This is a genomic window from Ruegeria sp. AP7, from assembly GCF_056539905.1.
Window position 1 is genome coordinate 1 of record NZ_JBQFVT010000038.1, and the last position, 1443, is coordinate 1443.

Consider the following 1443-nt stretch of genomic DNA (forward strand, 5'->3'; position numbering starts at 1 on the left):
CGCGGCCCAATTCGGACCTTCGCGGAGTATTCAAGATGCCGCGGTCGCAGCCTGCCAAAGCTGATGGGGTGGATGGCTCCTGCTCCAACCGGCGTCGCAATGCGCCATAGTGCAGGTGCCGAAGTCTGCTCATGAGAGGAGCCACCCGACGCAAGTTACCACGATCGGCTTGGATCTGGTGAAGAACGTGTTTCAGGTCCACGGAATTGCTGAAGATGACAGTATCGTCTTCAACAAACCGCTGCGACGCGTACAAGTTTTGCCATTCTTTGCGAAGTTGGAACCCTGCCCGTTTGGCATGGAGTCCTGCAGCACGGCTCACCATTGGGCTCGTGAGTTACGGGCGTCGGGCCACGAAGTACGTCTGATCCCGCCTATGTACGTGAAGCCATACGTCAAACTTGGGAAGTCAGATGCCATTGATGCACAGGCAATCTGCGAAGCGGTGACCCGGCCCACCATGCGCTTCGTGGCGATCAAGACTGTGGAACAACAATCCCTTCTGTCGCTGCATCGTGCGCGTGACTTACTGGTCCGGCAAAGGACGCAACTGATCAACGGTTTGCGCGGATTGGTCGCCGAGTTTGGCGTTTACATCCCAAGAGCCTAGCCCGTGTGATCAGCTTTGCCGAAGACATCACGCTTGGTGAAGTTATCGACCTGCCCGACGTTGCCAACGAGGTGATACTCAACCTGTCCGAGCAACTCATGGCGCTGCACAAGCGTATCCGCTGGTATGAAGAACGTCTGAAACAAGTAGCCAAAGAAGATGAGCGGGTGCGTCTGCTGCGCACGATCCCCGGTGTCGGCGCTGTGACGGCCTCCGCGATCATTGCCAGCATCGGAGACGGCCACCAATTCAGGAATGGTCGGGAGTTTGCTGCCTGGCTGGGCCTGACACCCGCGAACAAGTCCAGCGGCGGGAAAGAAAAACTGGGGCGGATCACGAAGATGGGTGATCAGTATCTCAGGCAACTTCTCGTTGTCGGCATGACATCACTCGTGCGACAAACCCGGTCGCACCCTGAGCGTGCCAACAAATGGCTGACAGTGTTGCTCGAACGCAAACCCGCCCGCTTAGCCACGGTCGCAATGGCCAACAAGACAGCCCGGATCGTATGGGCCGTCCTCACGCGCGATGAACCCTAGAGCCCACGTCCAGCTACTTAAGAGGCTGAGAGGAAAGGAACAATAATAAGTTAGCAAGACTCGCGAGATGATGGTGCATAAGTTAGCCGCTAAAACTAGGATACTCCGCCGAATGGCTCGGGCATTGCAGCCCGCAAAGCTGATAGGAACTTGGTTTGCGGAACCCATCAGAGCCAGCGGTCAAAACCGCGCAAACAGGCCGGACACATGACTGCTTCTGACGAATGCACAAATCGGATCAAAAATGTCTTGCCAAGCAGGAGCCATCCACACACGCCATTCGCTGCTTGCGCA

Annotated in this window: 1 pseudogene; it reads left to right on the forward strand. The window is 56.6% G+C overall.

The window, feature by feature from the left end:
* Positions 1-115: 115 nt before the first annotated feature.
* A pseudogene (locus ACR0KN_RS22420) lies at positions 116-1149 on the forward strand (IS110 family RNA-guided transposase).
* Positions 1150-1443 lie beyond the last annotated feature (294 nt).